Source organism: Streptosporangium canum (assembly GCF_900113865.1).
GTDB lineage: Bacteria > Actinomycetota > Actinomycetes > Streptosporangiales > Streptosporangiaceae > Streptosporangium > Streptosporangium canum.
The window spans coordinates 259,461-277,449 of record NZ_FOQY01000001.1 but is presented as its reverse complement, the minus strand read 5'-3'; the positions used below and the strand labels follow the sequence as shown (position 1 = coordinate 277,449).

The 17,989-nt window shown below is 70.1% G+C and carries 15 protein-coding genes; 10 read left to right on the top strand and 5 right to left on the bottom strand.

Annotation, left to right across the window (positions count from 1 at the left end):
- Nucleotides 1-27 precede the first annotated feature (27 nt).
- Complete coding sequence (locus BM085_RS01155; RefSeq protein WP_093885180.1) at nucleotides 28-2,319, top strand: bifunctional serine/threonine-protein kinase/glutamate ABC transporter substrate-binding protein; 2,292 nt, start codon at nucleotides 28-30, stop codon at nucleotides 2,317-2,319.
- Here the strand turns inward: BM085_RS01155 and BM085_RS01150 are convergent.
- Nucleotides 2,306-2,830, bottom strand: a complete 525-nt coding sequence (locus BM085_RS01150) for a PadR family transcriptional regulator (protein ID WP_093885179.1) — start codon at nucleotides 2,828-2,830, stop codon at nucleotides 2,306-2,308. The two genes, BM085_RS01155 and BM085_RS01150, sit on opposite strands and share 14 nt — an antisense overlap.
- A gap of 55 nt (nucleotides 2,831-2,885) precedes the next feature.
- On the opposite strand from BM085_RS01150, the gene BM085_RS01145 reads away from it, so the two are divergent.
- The 3 genes from BM085_RS01145 (at nucleotide 2,886) to BM085_RS01135 (ending at nucleotide 6,375) form a co-directional block, all read left to right on the top strand.
- Nucleotides 2,886-4,343 carry an MDR family MFS transporter gene (locus BM085_RS01145; protein WP_093885178.1) on the top strand — a complete coding sequence of 486 codons (1,458 nt, stop codon included), beginning with the start codon at nucleotides 2,886-2,888 and terminating at the stop codon, nucleotides 4,341-4,343.
- 41 nt (nucleotides 4,344-4,384) lie between these two features.
- Nucleotides 4,385-5,362: a malate dehydrogenase gene (locus BM085_RS01140; protein ID WP_093885177.1), complete on the top strand. Its 978-nt coding sequence runs from the start codon at nucleotides 4,385-4,387 to the stop codon at nucleotides 5,360-5,362.
- 194 nt (nucleotides 5,363-5,556) lie between these two features.
- Nucleotides 5,557-6,375, top strand: a complete 819-nt coding sequence (locus tag BM085_RS01135) for a DUF11 domain-containing protein (RefSeq protein ID WP_143120755.1) — start codon at nucleotides 5,557-5,559, stop codon at nucleotides 6,373-6,375.
- 110 nt (nucleotides 6,376-6,485) lie between these two features.
- Here the strand turns inward: BM085_RS01135 and galE are convergent, their stop codons facing one another.
- Complete coding sequence (galE, locus tag BM085_RS01130) at nucleotides 6,486-7,445, bottom strand: UDP-glucose 4-epimerase GalE (RefSeq protein WP_093885175.1); 960 nt, start codon at nucleotides 7,443-7,445, stop codon at nucleotides 6,486-6,488.
- A gap of 155 nt (nucleotides 7,446-7,600) precedes the next feature.
- Here galE and BM085_RS01125 point away from each other — a divergent pair, with 155 nt between their 5' ends.
- The 3 genes from BM085_RS01125 to BM085_RS01115 all read left to right on the top strand — a co-directional run bounded on the left by BM085_RS01125 (nucleotide 7,601) and on the right by BM085_RS01115 (nucleotide 11,206).
- Nucleotides 7,601-9,067 (top strand): hemolysin family protein, encoded by a 1,467-nt coding sequence (locus BM085_RS01125; protein WP_281249800.1) that lies wholly within the window; start codon nucleotides 7,601-7,603, stop codon nucleotides 9,065-9,067.
- Nucleotides 9,068-9,081: 14 nt separating this feature from the next.
- Nucleotides 9,082-10,086: a tryptophan--tRNA ligase gene (trpS, locus tag BM085_RS01120; protein WP_177244907.1), complete on the top strand. Its 1,005-nt coding sequence runs from the start codon at nucleotides 9,082-9,084 to the stop codon at nucleotides 10,084-10,086.
- Between the two features lie 184 nt (nucleotides 10,087-10,270).
- Nucleotides 10,271-11,206 carry a YihY/virulence factor BrkB family protein gene (locus BM085_RS01115; protein ID WP_093885173.1) on the top strand — a complete coding sequence of 312 codons (936 nt, stop codon included), beginning with the start codon at nucleotides 10,271-10,273 and terminating at the stop codon, nucleotides 11,204-11,206.
- A 71-nt stretch (nucleotides 11,207-11,277) separates the two neighbouring features.
- Here BM085_RS01115 and BM085_RS01110 read toward each other — a convergent pair whose 3' ends face one another.
- Nucleotides 11,278-12,381, bottom strand: coding sequence for a D-alanyl-D-alanine carboxypeptidase family protein (locus tag BM085_RS01110; RefSeq protein WP_245789050.1), 1,104 nt, complete (start codon nucleotides 12,379-12,381; stop codon nucleotides 11,278-11,280).
- Nucleotides 12,382-12,475: 94 nt separating this feature from the next.
- Between BM085_RS01110 and BM085_RS01105 the strand changes: the two genes are divergently transcribed.
- On the top strand, nucleotides 12,476-12,694 hold the full coding sequence (locus BM085_RS01105; protein ID WP_093885171.1) for an SCO4848 family membrane protein: 219 nt from the start codon (nucleotides 12,476-12,478) through the stop codon (nucleotides 12,692-12,694).
- Here BM085_RS01105 and BM085_RS01100 read toward each other — a convergent pair.
- Nucleotides 12,653-14,068 carry a peptide ligase PGM1-related protein gene (locus BM085_RS01100; RefSeq protein WP_093885170.1) on the bottom strand — a complete coding sequence of 472 codons (1,416 nt, stop codon included), beginning with the start codon at nucleotides 14,066-14,068 and terminating at the stop codon, nucleotides 12,653-12,655. The genes BM085_RS01105 and BM085_RS01100 overlap by 42 nt on opposite strands.
- A 486-nt stretch (nucleotides 14,069-14,554) precedes the next feature.
- Here BM085_RS01100 and BM085_RS01095 point away from each other — a divergent pair, with 486 nt between their 5' ends.
- Nucleotides 14,555-15,796 carry an amidohydrolase gene (locus BM085_RS01095; RefSeq protein WP_093885169.1) on the top strand — a complete coding sequence of 414 codons (1,242 nt, stop codon included), beginning with the start codon at nucleotides 14,555-14,557 and terminating at the stop codon, nucleotides 15,794-15,796.
- A 106-nt stretch (nucleotides 15,797-15,902) separates the two neighbouring features.
- Here the strand turns inward: BM085_RS01095 and BM085_RS01090 are convergent, their stop codons facing one another.
- Nucleotides 15,903-16,208, bottom strand: a complete 306-nt coding sequence (locus tag BM085_RS01090) for a hypothetical protein (RefSeq protein WP_143120754.1) — start codon at nucleotides 16,206-16,208, stop codon at nucleotides 15,903-15,905.
- Between the two features lie 640 nt (nucleotides 16,209-16,848).
- On the opposite strand from BM085_RS01090, the gene BM085_RS01085 reads away from it, so the two are divergent.
- Nucleotides 16,849-17,916 carry a BMP family lipoprotein gene (locus BM085_RS01085; protein WP_093885167.1) on the top strand — a complete coding sequence of 356 codons (1,068 nt, stop codon included), beginning with the start codon at nucleotides 16,849-16,851 and terminating at the stop codon, nucleotides 17,914-17,916.
- The last annotated feature ends 73 nt before the right edge of the window (nucleotides 17,917-17,989 follow it).

The following is a 17,989-nucleotide window of genomic DNA, read 5'->3' as shown; positions in this document are numbered from 1 at the left end:
TCGAAGATTTACTACACCGTAGGGACGATGATGCCGGAGATCGCGCCGCTGGAAGCGGGGGAGCCGCGCCGGCTCGGGCCGTTCCGCATCGTCGGCCGGATCGGTGAGGGCGGGCAGGGGGTCGTCTACCTGGGGGTGAAGGAGTCGGGGGAGCGGGCGGCGATCAAGTTGCTGCACGTGAAATTCTCCGGCGACGCGATCGCCCGATCCCGGTTCGCCCGGGAGGCGCGGGCCGCGCAGCGGGTCGCCTCGTTCTGCACGGCGGGCGTGGTGGCCGTCGATCTCGAAGGCGACACCCCCTACATCGCGAGCGAATACATCGAGGGCAGGTCGCTGCGGGAGGTCGTGGAGACCGACGGCCCGTTCCGGGGTGTGGCGCTGCAGCGGCTGGCGATCGGCACGGCCACCGCGCTCACCGCGATCCACCACGCCGCGATCGTGCACCGCGATTTCAAACCGGACAACGTGCTCATCGCCGCCGACGGGCCCCGCGTGGTGGACTTCGGCATCGCCCGCATCATCGACTCCACCGGCACGATCACCAGCCGGGCGATCGGCACTCCCGCCTACATGGCGCCCGAGCAGATCTCCGGCGCCGACGTCGGCCCGCACACCGACGTGTTCGCCTGGGGGGCGACGATCGCGTTCGCCGCGACCGGGGAGACGGTCTTCGCCGGCGACTCGATCGCGGTGGTGCTGAACCGCATCCTCAACCACGAGGTGGACATCGGCGTCATGCCGGAGCCGCTGCGCGGCGCGGTCCGCTCGGCTCTGGCCAAGTCGCCCGCCGCCCGGCCCTCGGCCGACCAGATCCTGCTGCGGATGCTCGGCCACCCCGAGACCGTGGACGCGTCGCCGGCCGTCCTCAACGAGGGAGCGCAGATCGCGGGCCCGGACCCGGGTGAGCCCACCGCCCCCATCCGGATGCGGCCCCCGGCCACGACCGCCCCGGACGATCCGCCCGTGCCGTCCACGGGCTTCCGTGCCCAGCACCCCGGCCCCTCCCCGGCCCGGCGCGAGCACCCGTCGTCACCGGGCCCCGGCGACCGCGCCTCCTCTCCGGGGTACGGCGAGCGTCTTTCGTCTCCCGGTTACGGCGGGCAGTCTTCGTCTCCGGGGTACGGCGAGCGTCCTTCGTCCCCTGGGTACGGCGAGCGTCCTTCGTCTCCCGGGTACGGCGGGCAGTCTTCGTCCCCGGGGTACGGCGAGCATCCTTCGTCTCCCGGGTACGGGGACCGCGCCTCCTCTCCCGGATACGGCGAGCGTCCCTCGTCACCCGGACGCGGCGAGCCGGCGTCGTCCCCGGGGTACGGCGAGCGGCCGTCGTCACCCGGTTACGGCGACCAGGTGTCGTCTCCCGGCCGCGGTGAGCCTCCGGCGGCCGTTCCGCCGCCGAGCTGGCAGGCCACCGTCCCGGACTCGGCGCCGCCCAGGCGCTCACCCAAGGGGCGCTGGATCGCGGCCGCGGCCGCCGCCGCGCTGCTGGTCGCCGGGGCGGCCGCCGTCGCCGTCACCGGCTGGCCGCCGCGTTTCGGCACCGAGCCCGAGCCCACCGGATCCGCTCCGGCGACGTTCGCCTCCGTGGCGGACAAGGCGGCGAAGACGGGCAGGCTCACCGTCGGCATGCGTGACTTCCTGCCGGGCGTCGCGCTGAACAGCGGCGGCAAGTGGAGCGGGTTCGAGGTGGACCTCGCCACCGAGATCGCCAAGGCGCTGGGGGTGCCCGCGAGCGGCGTCACCTTCCGGGCGACCAGCCGGGAGGAGCGGCCGAAGCTTCTGGCCTCCGGCGACCTCGACCTGGTCGTCTCGACCTACTCGATCAACGACAAGGACGACGTCACCTTCGCCGGGCCGTACTATCTCGCCCACGCCGACGTGCTCGTCAAGGACGGCTCCCCGATCGTCTCCGCGGCCGGCCTGGAGGGCAAGCGGGTCTGCCAGCCCGCGGGCAGCGGCTCGGTCCGCGCCCTGCAGGGCGCGGTGGACCGGCTCGTCCTGATCCCCGCCGACACCTACACCGGCTGCATGAACAAGCTGCTGGCCGGCGAGATCGACGCCATCCCCGGTGACGACCTGGTGCTGGCCGGGTTCGGCAACCGGGAGAGCATCGGCTACAAGGTGGTCGGTCTGAAGCTGACCGACGAGCGTTACGCGGTGGCCGTGAAGAAGGGCGACAGGCGCACGTGCAAGGCCGTGCAGGGCGTGATCGCCGACCTCTACGAGAGCGGCACGATGACGAAGCTGCTCGACCGGCACTTCTCCAGGGTCGACTTCGCCACCCGCGAGGACGGCGTCCCGGCCATGGCTAGCTGCGGGTAGTTCCCTCGATCTCGGCCGCGGTCTCCTCGGCCCAGTCGCGCATCAGCCGCGTCTGGCGGATGCCCAGGTCCAGGGCGTGGTGACCGAAGCCGGGCTCCTTCCACGAGGACTTGGCCGCGCGGATCGCCTCCAGTTCGGCCAGCCTGACGCCGTAGGACGCGGCCTCCGCGCGGAGCAGCGCCGCGGCCTCGTGCGGCTCCAGCGTGGGCAGCAGGAAGGCGCGCAGCACCCCTTCGCTGCGGTAGGACCGTGACGGCCCCTTCTCGATCAGCCACACGCGCAGCTCATGCGCACCCTCGTCGGTGATCGCGTAGGTCTTCCGGCCACGCGGGCCCTTCTCCTCGACCGTGATCAGGCCCTCGGCGGCCATCTTGTTCAGCTCCGGGTAGATCTGGCTGTGCCGGGCCTGCCAGGCGTTGCTGATCGAGCTCTCGAAGAGTTTCGTGAGGTCGTAGCCGCTGGCGGGGCCGGCGGCGGTCAGCAGGCCGAGAAGCGCGATCCGAAGGGACATGCCCTCATCTTACCTATGGATTGACATGTAAAAAGTGACACGTCAATATCAACATGTGTCTACTGATGTATCAGCCCCTCCAGCGGAGACCAGTCCCAAGAACGGGCTGCTCCTCCTCGCCGTCCTCGGCGGGATGTTCCTGGCCATGCTCGACCAGACGATCGTCGGCACCGCGCTGCCCCGGATCACCCAGGAGCTCGGCGGCACGGGCCTCTACACCTGGGCCGTGACGGCCTACCTGCTGACCGCCACGATCACCGTCCCGCTGTACGGCAGGCTGTCGGACACCTACGGACGCAAGCCGCTGCTGCTCACCGGTGTCGTGCTGTTCCTGCTCGGCTCGCTCCTGTGCGGCCTCGCCCAGGACATGAACCAGCTCATCGCCTTCCGCGCGCTGCAGGGCCTGGGCGCGGGAGCGTTGCTGCCGCTCTCCCTGGCGCTGGTGGCCGACCTGTTCCCGCCGGGCAAGAGCGGCCGGGTCCAGGGCGCGCTGGGCGGGGTGATGGCGCTGAGCTACATCGCCGGCCCGTTCCTCGGCGGCGTCTTCACCGACCAGGCCAGCTGGCGCTGGGCCTTCCTGGTCAACCTCCCCATCGGCCTGGTCCTCATCGCGATCATCGTGGCACGGCTGCCGCACGTGGCCGGTCAGGGGCGCGGCGTCCGCCCCGACTATCTCGGCATCGCCGTCTTCAGCGGGGCGATCGGCGCGCTGCTCCTCGGCCTGACCGAGAAGGGCCTGGACGACCATGCCTGGACCAGCGGTCCCGTGCTGTGGCCCATCGTGGCGTCGGTCCTGCTCCTGGCGCTGTTCGTGCTCGTCGAGCGCAGGGCGGCGGAGCCGATCATCCCCCTGGAGCTGTTCCGCGACCGGACCTACACGCTGGCCAACGCGACCTCGTTCTGCACCGCGTTCTGCCTCTACGCCGGGGTGGTGTTCCTGCCGCGCTACTTCCAGGAGTCCCTGGGGCTGAGCGCCACCGAGTCGGGCCTGCGAATCTACCCGCTCATGCTCGGAATGGTGGCCGGCAGCGGGATCGCCGGCGTGCTCATGTCCAGGACCCAGCGGTACAAGCCGTGGCTGCTCGCCGGGGCGGGCCTCATCGCGCTCGGGGCACTGCTCTGCGCCGGGCTCACCGTCGAGACCCCGGGCCTGGCCCTCGCCGGGTGGATGGCGCTCCTCGGCCTGGGCATGGGGCCGATGCTGTCCGGGCTGACCGTGGCGGTCCAGTATTCGGTCCCGCGCCGGTTCATCGGCACCGCCAGCGCGAACCTGACCTTCTTCCGGCAGATCGGCGGCTCGGTCGCGCTGGCCCTCGCCGGGATCCTCTACGCCTCGGTGGTCAGGGACGAGGCGCCCGCCCACGGGCTGAGCGCCGCGCACGCCTCCGCCGCCGCGAGCGTCATCCCCTGGCTCGCCGCCGGCGGGGCGCTCGTCGCCCTCGTCGCGCTGATCGCTCTGCCCGGAGGCCGGATCAAGGTACTCGCCGCAGGACCGGCGACGCTGGACGGGTAACATCCGAGCGTCACAATTCATCCTTCGAGTGGGGGAAGGTCATGGCCCAGACTCCCGTAAAGGTCACCGTCACCGGCGCCGCCGGTCAGATCGGCTACGCGCTGCTGTTCCGCATCGCGTCGGGCCAGTTGCTGGGCGCCGACGTCCCGGTCAAGCTGAGCCTGCTGGAGATCCCGCAGGCGGTCAAGGCCGCCGAGGGCACCGCGATGGAGCTCGACGACTGCGCGTTCCCGCTGCTGAGCGGCATCGAGGTCACCGACGACGCCAACAAGGCCTTCGACGGCGCAAGCGTCGCGCTGCTGGTCGGCGCCCGCCCGCGTACGGCCGGCATGGAGCGCGGCGACCTGCTCCAGGCCAACGGCGGCATCTTCGGCCCGCAGGGCAAGGCCATCAACGACAACGCGGCCGACGACATCCGCGTCCTGGTCGTGGGCAACCCGGCGAACACCAACTCGCTGATCGCCCAGCAGCACGCCCCGGACGTCCCGGCGGAGCGCTTCACGGCGATGACCCGCCTGGACCACAACCGCGCGCTGTCCCAGCTCGCGGCCAAGCTCCAGGTCCCGGTCACCGAGATCAAGAAGATGACCATCTGGGGCAACCACTCCGCCACGCAGTACCCCGACCTGTTCCACGCCGAGGTCGGCGGCAAGGTCGCGGCCGAGCAGGTGGACGAGGTCTGGCTGCGCGACACCTTCATCCCGACCGTCGCCAAGCGCGGCGCCGCGATCATCGAGGCCCGGGGCGCGTCCTCGGCCGCCTCCGCCGCCAACGCCGCGATCGACCACGTCTTCGACTGGGTCAACGGCACCGAGTGGACCTCCGCCGCGATCCCCTCCGACGGCTCGTACGGCGTGCCCGAGGGCCTCATCTCCTCCTTCCCCGTCGCCTCGCGCGACGGCAAGTGGGAGATCATCCAGGGCCTGGAGATCGACGCCTTCTCCCGCGAGCGCATCGACGCCTCGGTGCGCGAGCTCGAAGAGGAGCGCGCCGCCGTCCGTGAGCTCGGTCTCATCTGAGCCCGCGCGAACTCCGCTGAGCCCACGGAGAGGGGCCCCGGTCCGCCGGGGCCCCTTCGTGTGCCCGGAGGCCCCGGAGGCCCCGGAGAACCCGGCCGTGACGAGCCCGTACGGTGAATTGGCGGCGTGTCGATAGTGCCGTGAGACCGCGCCCCGGCGTTAAATGATCATTGAGGGTCGGGGGATCGGTGTTCATGGCGCATGGTGCGGCGCGGGTCGTCGTGGGAATTGTCAGTCTTGCTCTCGTCGGAGTGCCCGGGGTGGTGCTGGCGGAGCCGGGGAAAAGGGACGTCAGCGGAGCGGATCTGTCCGTCCGGCTGGAGACCTCGCCGAGGATCGCGCAACCGGGGCAGCCGCTTCTCTACCGGGCCGAGGTGCACAACACCGGGCCCGAGGACGCCGTGCTGCCCCTGCTCACCATCAATCTGCCCGCAGGGGTGGAGATCCTCCGCGTCGACGTCGCCGAGTGCCGTCCGGGCGCGACGGCCAGCGAGGTGGTCTGCGCCTCGCAGCAGGACGTCATGGCCGGGACCAGCGGCGGGGTGACGATCAGCGGCCTGGTCCGTCCGGGGGCGCGCGGCCCGCTGGAGGCGACCGCGACGCTCTCCTCGGAGATCGTCGACGCGAACGAGGTGAACAACTCCGACCACACGCTGACCCCGGTGGACGAGGGGGCGGACCTGGCGGTCCGGCTGTCGCGCAGGGCGCGTGCCGGCCGGCTGTTCATGATGGGTGCCGTGGTCCGCAACCGGGGGCCCCGGGTCGTCCGTGACGCCGCCCTCTTCTTCCACACCAAGAGGGCGCGCTTCCTGTCGGCGAAGGGGGCGCGGTGCCGGTCGTATCCCGGCCTGGTCGGCTGCAAACTGCGCGCGGTCCGCTCCGGCAAGCGGGTCAGCCTCCGCCTCGCCTTCCGCGCCCCCAGGCGCGCGCTGAGGGCCAAGGCGACGGTCTACTCCACCCACGTGGGCGACCGCCGCCCCGCCAACAACATGGCCCGTATCAACCTGCGCTAGGCGTATCGGCCACGGAGATCGAGGACGGGAGCGGCCGGCGGCGGAAAGCCCCGCGCGGCCCGGGGTCACGGCGCTTGATCATCGATGTCCGGGGACTCGCGGGGCTGCGGTCAGCGGGGCAGGGCGGCCCAGGCGTCGGCGACGATGTCCCGGACGGACGGATGCTCCGGCTTCCAGCCGAGCTCCCGCTGGATCTTCTCCGAGGAGGCCACCAGCACCGCCGGATCGCCGGCCCGGCGCTCGCGCACGACCGCCGGGATCTCGTGCCCGGTGACCTCGCGGCACACCGCCAGGACCTCGCGCACCGAGAAACCCGTGCCGTTGCCCAGGTTGTAGATCTTGTGTTCCCCCGGCGAGCAGGCCTCCAGGGCCAGCAGGTGGGCCCGTGCCAGATCGCCCACATGGATGTAGTCGCGGACGCATGTCCCGTCCGGGGTCGGGTAGTCCGTGCCGAACACATTGACCGACTCGCGCCCGCCGAGCGCGACGGCGAGGAGGTTGGGGATCAGGTGGGTCTCCACGGTGTGCCGTTCGCGGTAGACCCGCCCGTCCCCGCCGGTGTGGGCGCCGCCCACGTTGAAGTAGCGCAGGCTCACCGCGGCCAGGCCGTACAGCCCGGCGAAGGTGGTCAGGGCGGTGTCGACCGCCAGTTTGGACGCGCCGTAGGGGTTGGTCGGCCGGGTGGGGTCGGTCTCCACGACCGGGGAGCGCTCCGGTTCGCCGTAGGTGGCGGCGGTGGAGGAGAACACGATCCGGCCGACCCCGGCGGTCCGCATGGCGTCGAGCAGGGCCAGGGTCCCGCCGAGGTTGTGCGCCCAGTAGAGTCCGGGCCTCTCCACCGACTCCCCGACCAGGGACCTCGCCGCGAAGTGGAGCACGCCGTCCATCCCGGGCAGCACGTCGGCGGCCTCGGTGATCGACCCTTCCACGAAGCGGGCGCCGGCCGGCACCGCGTCCGCGTGGCCGGTGGAGAGGTCGTCCAGCACGGTGACCTGGTGGCCCGCCTCGACGAGTTGCGCCGCGACGACGCTCCCGATGTATCCGGCGCCTCCGGTGACCAGCAGCTTCACGGAGCCTCCTGTTTGATGATGTCTGAATGTGTTTATTTTTGTAAGGCTACTGCCAGCATATGCTGGCACATCAAATATCGGCCACAGTCGGAACGGGCGACGGCCATGACGGAGACAGTCTCGTGAACAGCGTCCTGGCGAACACCGCCTTGGTCATGCTTTTCGTATTGATCGGGGGATTCTTCGCCGCCGCCGAGATGGCCATGGTCTCCCTCAGGGAGAGCCAGGTGCGCAGGCTCGACACCCGGGGCCGTAGAGGGGCGACGGCGGCCAAGCTCGCCCGCGACCCCAACCGGTTCCTGTCGGCGGTGCAGATCGGCGTCACCGTGGCGACCATGCTGTCGGCGGCGTTCGGCGCCGACACCCTCGCCAAGGACCTCATCCCGGTCGTGGACGGCTGGGGCGTGCCCGAAGCCGTCTCGGCCCCCCTCTCCCTGGTGCTGGTGACGCTGGCGATCTCCTACGCCTCGCTGGTGCTGGGAGAGCTCGCGCCCAAGCGGATCGCCCGGCAGCGGGCCGAGGGGATCTCGCTGCTGGTCGCGCCGTTCCTGGACCGGATGGCCGTGCTGTCGCGGCCGATCATCTGGGCCCTGTCCAAGTCCACCGACGGCGTGGTCAAACTGCTCGGCGGCGACCCGGAGGCCGACCGCGAGGAGATCTCCACCGAGGAACTGCGCGACATGGTGGCCGGCCACCAGGAGCTCACCGCGGACGAGCGGCACCTGATCGCGGAGGTCTTCGCGGCGGGCAAGCGGCAGCTCCGCGAGGTGATGCTGCCGCGCACCGAGGTGGAGTTCATGTCGGTCGACACCCGGCTGGCCGAGGCGGCCGTCCTGGCCGCGGCCATGCCGCACTCCCGCTTCCCCGTCTACCGCGACTCCTACGATGACATCGTGGGCTTCATCCACATCCGGGACCTGCTGGATCCGGTGCTGACCGGGTCGATCGAGCCGATCAGCGAGCTGGTGCCGATCCGGCCGGTCAAGCTGGTCCCCACCAGCAAGCGGGTGCTGGCCACGCTGTCGGAGATGCGCGGGGAGGGGCACCACCTGGCGATCGTGGTCGACGAGTACGGCGGCACCGCCGGGATCGTCACCCTGGAGGACCTGGTCGAGGAGCTCATCGGCGACATCCGTGACGAGCACGACGTCGCGGACGAGCAGGTCGTGCTGCCCGCCGGGGAGGTCGAGCTCGACGGGCTGGCCAACCTCGACGAGGTGGCGACCGAGACCGGGATCCGGCTGGCCGACGGCCCCTACGAGACCCTGGGCGGGTTCGTCATGGCGGCTCTGGGGCATCTGCCGACGCTGGGGGAGCGGGTGGAGATCCCCGGGTTCGAGATGTCGGTCACGGACATGGACGGCCGCCGGGTCTCCCGGGTCCGCATCAAGCGCCGGACCGTCCCGCCGGACACACCGGACACTCCCCCGCCGGGCACATCGCACGCTCCTCCGCCGGACTCCGCGCCGGGCACACCGCACGCTCCTCCGCCGGACTCCGCGCCGGGCACACCGGACGCTTGCCCGCCGGACTCCGCGCCGGGCACTCGGGCCCGGGGCGCCTCGCCGCCGGACACGCCGGCCGCTTTCGGGCCGGAGGCGCCGTTCACTCCGGACACCTGACACAATTACCTGCTATGGCCAGTCCCCGTGTCCTCTCCGGAATCCAGCCCACTGCCGACTCCTTCCACCTGGGCAACTACCTCGGTGCCGTGCGGCAGTATGTCGCGATGCAGGAGGGCTACGACGCTTTCTACTGCGTCGTCGACCTGCACGCGATCACGGTGGACTACCAGCCGGAGACGCTGCGCAGGCGCAGCAGGGTCGCCGCCGCCCAGCTCTTCGCCGCCGGTCTGGACCCGGAGCGCTCCACGGTCTTCGTGCAGAGCCACGTCCGCGAGCACAGCGAGCTGGCCTGGGTGCTGATCTGCCTCACCGGCATGGGCGAGGCCGGCCGGATGACCCAGTTCAAGGACAAGTCGGCGAGATACGGCGAGGGCTCCACCAGCGTCGGGCTGTTCACCTACCCGATCCTGCAGGCCGCCGACATCCTGCTCTACCAGGCCGACCAGGTCCCGGTCGGGGCCGACCAGAAACAGCACCTGGAGCTCACCCGCGACCTCGCGCAGCGCTTCAACCACCGCTTCGGCGAGACCTTCACACTGCCCAAGCCGCATATCGTCGAGGGCGTCGAGAAGATCACCGACCTGCAGGACCCGACGGCCAAGATGTCCAAGTCGTCGTCCTCGCCCGGCGGCATCCTGGACCTGCTGGAGCAGCCGGGGCCGCTCCGCAAGAAGGTCATGCGCGCGGTCACCGACACCGGCTCGGAGGTCCTGGCCGACGACGAGAACAAGCCCGGCGTCACCAACCTGCTCCGCATCCAGTCCGCGCTGACCGGCACGCCGATCCCCGAGCTTGAGGCCCGCTACGCCGGGCAGGGGTACGGCGCCTTCAAGAAGGACGTGGCCGAGGCCGTCGTCGACACCTTCACGCCGATCCGGGAGCGGACCGAGAAGCTGCTGGCCGACGAGGCCGAGCTCGACAGGATGCTCGCCGTCGGCGCCGCGCGGGCCCGCGCGGTGGCCGCCGAGACCATGGCCAAGGTCCGCGACCGGGTGGGTTTCCTGCCCACCCCCTGACCTGCCCGGGGTTCGGTCCGCCGATCCTCCGGTGCTCGTTCCGCCCATCCTCTGACCTGCCCGGGGTTCGGTCCGCCGACCCTCCGGTGCTCGTTCCGCCCGCCGCTCCGCCGCTGCCGGAGATCACCCGCAGGACGTGGTCTCCTCCACGTACGGCGGGGCGGTTATTGGGTAGGTGACGCGAGTGACGAGCGTGCAGGAACGGATCGAGGTGCTCCGTGAGTGGGGCCGGTCGAAGGTCGGCTCCACCCGGGTCCGGTGGCCCTGGTTCGATCATCTGATCAGGACCGTGCATCGGTACCAGATCCAGTTCGGTGACCGGCTGGCCGGGGCGGTGACCTATTTCGCGTTCCTGTCGTTCTTCCCCATCATCGCGCTGGCGTTCGCGGTCTTCGGTTTCTTCCTGTCCGTCCGGCCGGACGCCATCCGGACCCTGCAGCAGGCCATCGACCAGTATCTGCCCGGCCTCGCCGACCAGCTCCCGATCCAGCAGATCGCCGACTCCCGGGCCAGCGCCGGGATCATCGGCCTGGTCGGCCTGCTCTACGCGGGGCTCGGCGCCGTCGACGCCCTGCGCGGCGCGCTGCGCGAGATCTCCATGACCACCGAGCCGCCCCTCAACTTCTTCCTGGCCAAGCTCCGTGACCTGGCCGCCCTGATCCTGATCGGCATCACGATGATCTCCTCGGTGCTGGTCGGCGGTTTCGCCACCCAGGCCAGTGGGATCGTGTCCGAGTGGCTGGGCCTGTCGGAGTCGGTGATCGGCAGCGGCTCGATCTGGCTCGTCGGCCTGGCCGTCAGCATCCTGGCGGACACCGTCCTCTTCGTGATCGTCCTGCGCTGGATGGGCCGGTCGAGGCAGCCGTTCCGGGTGGTGCTGCGCGGCGCGCTGCTGGGCGCGCTCGCCTTCGGTCTTCTCAAGCAGCTCGCCGCGCTGATCCTGTCGAGGACGCTGAACAACCCCATCTACGGGGTGTTCGCGGTGATGGTCGGGCTGCTGATCTGGATCAACTTCTCGGCCCGCGTGATCCTCTACGCGGCGGCCTGGACGGAGACCGCCTCGCTCGGCCCTCCGCCCGAGCCCACCCCGATCCCCACCGGCGGCGTCCCCGTCCAGTAGCGCGGCCGCCGCCTCGGGCGGGGCGGCCGCCGCGCTCCCCGCCCGAGGCGGCGGGGCAGGCGGGAGCAGGTCTAGCGGGACCGCCTGCGGATGCCGTACACCAGCCAGATCACGCCGCCGAGCAGGCCCGCGCCCAGCGCGTAGAGGCCCACGGCGGGGATCCCGCCGGAGCCGGACGCGGCTCCCGCGGTGCCGCCGGTCGGGGGCGCCGAGGCCACCGGACGCGCGGGCGTCGCGAGCGGGGTGGCCGGACCGGTCGGCAGGGGGGTGGGCTCGGGGAGCGGGTCCACCAGCCGGCCGACCGGGACGGCCTTGCCGCGGGTGGCGAAGCCCCAGTCGAGCAGGTCGGCGACCTCGTCCCAGAAGTAACCCTTGTGCCGCATGATCGACACGATGACGGTGTGGCCGTTCCGCCGGGCCGCGCCGACGAAGCTGCCCAGGGCCTTGGAGGTCCAGCCGTTCTTGACGCCGATCATGCCCTTGTAGCGCCAGAGCAGCTTGTTGTGGTTGCCGATCTCGTAGTAGCCCTTGGGTGCGGGAAACTTATCGACCTTCGTGCTGATATATCGCTGGAAATCGTCATTGGCCAGCCCGGCCCGGGCGATCAGCGCCAGGTCGTAGGCGGAGCTGCTCTGGCCCGGCTTGTCCAGCCCGCTCGGCGTCTTGGCCACCGTGTCGAAGGCCTGGAGCCGCTGGGCCTCGGCGTTCATGTCCTGCAGCGTCTTGGCCACGCCGCCGTTGGCCTCGGCCAGCGCCATCGCGCAGTCGTTCCCCGAGACCAGCATCAACGCCTTGAACAGGTCCTCAACGGTGTAGATGGGTTTGGAGACCAGGCCGACGGCGCTGCCCTCCTCGTTCACGGCGCGGCTGCTCGGCTTGACCTTCCGGTCCTTGTCGAGCTTGGGGATGAGGGTGAGCGCGGTCAGGGCCTTGAGCGTGCTCGCCGGGAGGTAGCGCCCGTGGGGGTCCTTGGCGGCGAGCACCTCCCCGGTCTCGGCGTCCGCGATCACGTAGGACTTCGCGGCCGTCTTCGGAGGCGCCTTCACTCCGGCCGGGACGACGAGGCCCCGGCCGCCGAGATCCTTACCGCCGACGGGCCCGCTCTCGGCGTGCGCGGAAACGCCCAGGAAGGTGGTCGCCGCGAGCAGCACCCCAACGGGCGCGACGTATTTCATCCCCATAGTGATCTCAGGGTAGCTTCGTACCGATTCGCATGTGATGACCCACACGCTGACCTGGGAACAGAGCAGGCAACGGAATACTGATGTCATGCAAATGTCGCGAAAGATCGCTGGATTCCTGGTCGCCCTCGCCGCTTTCATGATCTTCGAGTGGATCAGCCTCGGCTTCAACCTCGCGGACGGCCACCCGACGGCCTTCTACGTGGTGCACGGCATCCTGATCGCGGTGAACCTCGTCCTGGCGGTCGTGCTGGGCGTGATCGGCCTACGCGGACTGGTTAAGCGCCCGAAGCGTCCGCTGGTGTAGCTCGGCGGCCTCCTCGGCCGAGTCGCCGATGCTGGTGAAACCGAGCTTGCCGTACTCCGGGACCGCGCCGAGCAGGTGCAGCACGTTGCCCGTGCGGGCCTCGCGGTCGAAGCCGAGACCTCTGTCGTCGATCAGCTCGACGACCTCCGCGGGCGTACGGCCCCGCAGGCAGGTGGCGGTGCAGTTGTCGGTCGCCACGTAGTACTTGGACCGGCCGCCGTGCACGAGCGTGCCGGTGCCGGGGTCGTAGGAGGCGCCGGTGGTGAGCAGGGCGGCGCCGAACGGGTGCGTGGTGCCCCCGATCCGCAGGTTGATCTCGCACAGCAGGGCCCGGTAGCCGGCGTCGGTCTTGACGGCGAAGAAGTCCATGCCGAACAGGCCCACCACGCCCCGGCCGGCGAGGACCCGGGCGATCCGCTCGGCGCACTCGCCCACCTGGGCCCGGTACTCCGGCCGGGCGGGGAAGGCGCAGCCCTGGTAGAGGTCGCCGTTCGGGCCGCCGAGGAGCTGCTCGTGGGTGGCGACCACGTCGTAGGCGCCGCCGGGGGTGATCCTGGCCAGGGCGCTGGGGGAGTACAACGGCCGGTCCTCGATGAACTCCTCGATCACCGCGCCCCGCTCGGCGATCTTCTCGGCGAACGTCGTCCAGTTCTCGTCCGCCGCCGAGAAGCTCGTGTGGCAGGCGGTGAGCGGCCGCTCATCCTTGATCACGACGGCGTTGCCCAGCCCGGAGTAGCTGTTGTTGAGCTTGACCATCAGCTTGGCGCTGGGGCTCAGCGCACGGGCCGCGTGCTCCACCTCGGTCAGCGACCGCAGGTCGGCGAAGCCCCGGGCCATCGGCACCCCCGCTTCCTCGGCGATCATGCGTCCGCCGCTCTTGGAGCCGAGGTGGGCCAGCGAGGTGGCCGGGCCGTAGATCGGCAGGCCGAGGATCTCGGCGAGCCGCTCCTCGGCCTCGCTGACCACGAACGGCACCATCCAGGCGCCCGCCGTACGGCCGAGCGCCGCGCGGATCCGCGCGACGACATCCGGGCGGCGCAGCAGCGACACGGTGAGCGGCCCCGTGTGCGGATCATCCAAACTGATCATTTGCAGGCGGGTGCGCGCCTCGTCGGGGTCGTCGAGGAAGCCCAGGTAGTAGTCCACGATCGCGGTGTCGACCGGAGCCGAGGACAGGTAGACGACCTCGACGTCCGGCTGCCTGAGGGTGAGCAGGAGGAACAGCAGCCGCTCCTCGTAGCACAGGGCGCCGGTGATCCTGCGCAGCTCGTCCTGAGGGAGCGAGAGTGACGGGATGACCACCAGGGTCCCCTCGTTCGGTTCGAAGATGCTTAATCTGGAATGCTTCTCCCCGAACGGGATATTAGTGATCATATGCGGAGTGAAGCACGCATTCTTCCGGTTTGCATCACTCCCTCGGGTTCGATGACTGGCACCTGAGGTCACGTAAATTGCCAGGTCGCCGAGGTTTCAACGGGGCCGGAAGCGGCCACCGCCGCCGCGGCACCACCCGGTACGGCTACCGCCCCTAGCCCATCCGGGCCATCGCCTCTGGTCCGTGTGGGTCAGGAGTCACCGGAGTAGGGGATGGGACGGCAAAACATTTGGCTCAGATGTCGGCGAGGGGCCGTGGAGGAGAGATAAAGTCGATGTCATCGTCAGCACGCCCGGTGGCCTCACACTGGTCCGCCCTCCTGTGCCGACGGTTCATCAGTCGCACTGGCGTGGCCCATGGCACCCACTCCGGCCCACCGGTGCGACGATCACTTTTTTTCGGGCTGTCTCATGGATCACGTGATTCTGGGCAGTGGCACGGTGCGTCGAGGATTCAGGCTGCTGGCGCGGATAGGACGGTGACCAATGCGGGGGCGTAATTTTCGGGGAGAACTCGACACGTTCCTCGCCGGGCGTGAGCAGGAACTGATCGACTTCCGTCGTGACCTGCACATGCACCCCGAGCTCGCGTTCGCCGAATACCGCACGACGCAGCGTGTCGCCGACCGTCTGACCGCGGCCGGTCTCGTGCCCTCGGTCCTGCCGCGTGGCACCGGCCTGATCTGCGAGGTCGGCAGCGGTGACGGGCCGACCGTGGCGCTGCGGGCCGACATCGACGCGCTTCCCGTGCCGGACGAGAAGGACGTGCCCTACAGCTCCACCGTCCCCGGTGTCTGCCACGCCTGCGGTCACGACGTGCACACCACCATCCTGGTCGGCACCGGGCTCTTCCTGGCCCAGCAGGCGGCGGCCGGGCTGCTGCCCGGCCGGGTCCGGCTGATCTTCCAGCCCGCCGAGGAGCTTCCCGGCGGGGCGCTGGAGGTCATGGCCTCGGGCGGCATCAGCGGCGTCGACCGGATCTTCGGCCTGCACTGCGACCCCCGGACGGACGTCGGCAAGGTGGGCCTGAAGACCGGGCCGATCACCTCCGCCTGCGACAGGGTCTCGATCCGGGTGACCGGCCCCGGCGGGCACACCGCCCGGCCCCATCTCACCGCCGACCTGGTCTTCGCCCTCGCCAAGATCCTCACGGAGCTGCCGGCCGGGCTCTCGCGCCGGGTGGACCCGCGCTCGTCGCTGAGCCTGGTCTGGGGCCGGGTCGAGGCGGGCTCGGTGGCCAACGCGATCCCGGACGACGGCGTCGCCGAGGGCACCGTGCGCTGCCTGGACGAGGAGGCCTGGCACGCGGCCCCCGACCTGATCAAGGAGCTGCTCGACTCGGTCGCGGGCGCCTACGGCGTCGAGGCCCGGATGGACTACGCCCGCGGCGTGCCGCCGGTGGTCAACGACGAGGTCAGTGTGCAGATGCTGACCGAGGCCGCGGTCGGCGTGCTCGGCGAGGGCGCTCCCGTGCCGACGCCGCAGAGCCTCGGCGGCGAGGACTTCGGCTGGTACCTGGAGTCCATCCCCGGCGCTTACGCCCGGCTGGGCACCCGTAAGCCGGGCTCGGTCCACCTGGCTGACATCCACCAGGGCACCTTCGACGTGGACGAGACCTGCATCGGCACCGGCGTGCGGTTCCTGGCGGCGACCGCGCTGACCGCTCTCTGGGAGGGGCGGCGTCCCAGCGTCAGCGAGCCGCTCGTGGCACTGAACCTGGACAAGTAGCGCGCTGACCGCCCGGGGTCAACGGGCTTTCATACCGAGGACCCGGGCGGTCATGCCTGACAATCACCGGTGAACCGGATCGGGGATACGCGACCCGGGCCCGTTCTCAGAAGATCTGATAAGTCGCGCTGGTGATGTTGCAGTTATAGTCGCTCGCCGCCACGCTGGAGAAGGGGCCGTAATCCTGGTCCCGGAGTTTGCTCTTGGTCGGGCCGTAAATCGTGATGTTGTACGGATATCTGGGCGAAGCGCAATTGGCTTTCACCCGGTAGGTCCCATAGCCCCCGTTGCACCACGCCGAGGCTTCCTCGCTGTCGTAGGAGACATGGCAGTCCCAGACTTCCGCCTGGGCGCCCGGAGCTGTGACGACGCTCGCCGTCAGAAGCAACCCCGCGCCGGCCAGAGCCGTCATGGCTGATCTGATCTTCCGCATAGCCATAGCCGAATTCCCTTCGGTTGTCGCACGTCCACGAGCGCATGGCCGACCATGTGAACGGCGCTCCGCGGAGGCCATCGCCATGATCAACCTCTCTTATGTAAAAGTGTGGTCCCCGAATTGTCAACGGTATGGGCGTCGTTGCCTGACGTAGTCGTTTCCGTACGGAGAGAGCCTTTCTGGAATCGAATGGTGAATCCGTGCGCGGACCTTTCGCGGAAAGGCCGGAGCGTGTATTAAGAGGCATGTGCCAAGGAAGTGGGCCGAGCCCTGTGCCCGATGTCTCCCGACGGGCCGGCGAAGGTGGAGGGCCGGGCGGTCCGTCGTGGGTGTCATCGGCGGGGAGGGGGCTCGACAGGTAGCGGGATGAGGTGTCTCACGTCGGCCTGGCGGGCCGGGTGGCGGGCCCGCCGTGGCGGATGCACCCCGGCCGGAGGTCCCGTCGGGCGGCGTCCGCTCTGGTCACAGTCGCGAATGAGGTCGGTAACAGGCAGGTTGCGGACTCGGGTGCTGGTTTGGAGTGCTCTATCCGACCAACTATCTTCCGTGCAGGGTTGCCGTGCGTTTCTTCGCGCGTGCACAAAATTTGGTACGGCGGAGAGACGGAGGAGTCACCTTGCTTCGCAGTCGGTTCGGCAAGATGGCAATGGCCACTACGGCGGGGGCCATGCTCATGGCTGCGGCCGCGTGTGGTGGCGGCAGCGGCGATTCGGGAGCGAGCACCGAGACCCAGGGGGCGAGCAGCGAGGCCCCCAAGGCGGCCGGCCTCAAGATCGGTCTCGCCTTCGACGTCGGCGGCCGCGGCGACAAGTCCTTCAACGACTCGGCCTACGCGGGCCTGGAGCGTGCGCAGAAGGAACTGGGCGCCGAGATCAAGGACCTCAGCCCCGCCGCGGACGGTTCCAACCGCGGTGATCTGCTCCGCCAGCTCGCCAACGCGGGCTACAACCCGATCATCGGCGTCGGCTTCGCCTACGGCGAGGACATCAAGGCGGCCGCCACCGAATACCCGGACATCCAGTTCGCGGTGGTCGACTCGGCCTCCAACGCGCCGAACGTGACCGGTCTGCTCTTCGCCGAGGAGCAGGGCTCCTACCTGGCGGGCGTGGCGGCGGCCGACAAGAGCAAGTCCAGCCACCTGGGCTTCGTCGGCGGCGTCGAGAACGACCTGATCAAGAAGTTCCAGGCCGGCTTCGAGGCGGGCGCCAAGTCGGTCAAGTCGGACATCAAGATCGACGTCAAGTACCTGACCCCCGATGGCGACTTCAGCGGCTTCAAGGCCCCGGACAAGGGCAAGATCGCCGCCGAGAAGATGTACCAGGACGGCGCGGACATCGTCTACCACGCCTCCGGCGACTCGGGCCTGGGCGTCTTCCAGGCGGCGGCCGCGGCAGGCAAGCAGGCCATCGGCGTCGACTCCGACCAGTACGAGACGGTCAAGGAGGCCGACCTCAAGAAGGTCATCATGACCTCCATGATCAAGCGCGTCGACGTCGGCGTGTTCGAGTTCATCAAGGCCTTCCAGGGCGGCGCCAAGGGCGGCTCCAACACCGTCTACGACCTGAAGGTCGACGGCGTGGGCCTGTCCACCTCCGGCGGGTTCATCGACGACGTCGCCGCCAAGGTCGACGAGGCCAAGAAGAAGATCGTCGACGGTTCGGTCACCGTTCCGGCGAAGCCGTGAATCCGTTCCCCCGCGTATCCGGCCGGATACGCGGGGGAACGTCCCCCGGAAGGCGAGGGCCACACCCTGGCCC